Raw genomic sequence first — 334 nt, 5'->3', positions numbered from 1 at the left:
CAACGCCCAGAACTGCGTGCACTGCAAGACCTGCGACATCAAGGACCCCAACCAGAACATCAACTGGGTGCCGCCGCAGGGCGGCGAGGGGCCGGTCTATCCGAATATGTAACTGCCAGAATTCGATTTAAGGGAAGGATATCAAAATGGACGTTCGCGCCGCCGTTGCCGTTCAGGCCGGAAAACCGCTCGAAGTGATGACTGTGCAGCTGGAAGGGCCGCGGGCCGGCGAAGTGCTGGTCGAGGTCAAGGCGACGGGCATCTGCCACACCGATGATTTCACTTTGTCGGGCGCCGATCCGGAAGGCCTGTTTCCGGCCATCCTCGGCCATGA

At 60.5% G+C, this 334-nt stretch carries 2 protein-coding genes; both read left to right on the top strand.

What is annotated here, in order from left to right; all coding sequences use genetic code 11:
- On the top strand, nt 1-112 hold a 112-nt coding region (locus ACMUVN_RS33320), incomplete at its 5' end, for a 4Fe-4S dicluster domain-containing protein (protein ID WP_414816059.1).
- Between the two features lie 34 nt (nt 113-146).
- Nucleotides 147-334, top strand: a 188-nt coding sequence (locus ACMUVN_RS33315) for an alcohol dehydrogenase catalytic domain-containing protein (protein WP_162770480.1), incomplete at its 3' end; no start/stop codon positions are given.

It is taken from the genome of Rhizobium sp. IY2, assembly GCF_047532935.1.
GTDB lineage: Bacteria > Pseudomonadota > Alphaproteobacteria > Rhizobiales > Rhizobiaceae > Rhizobium > Rhizobium anhuiense.
The sequence above is the reverse complement of the archived record's forward strand: the minus strand, read 5'-3'. Positions and strand labels throughout refer to the sequence as shown.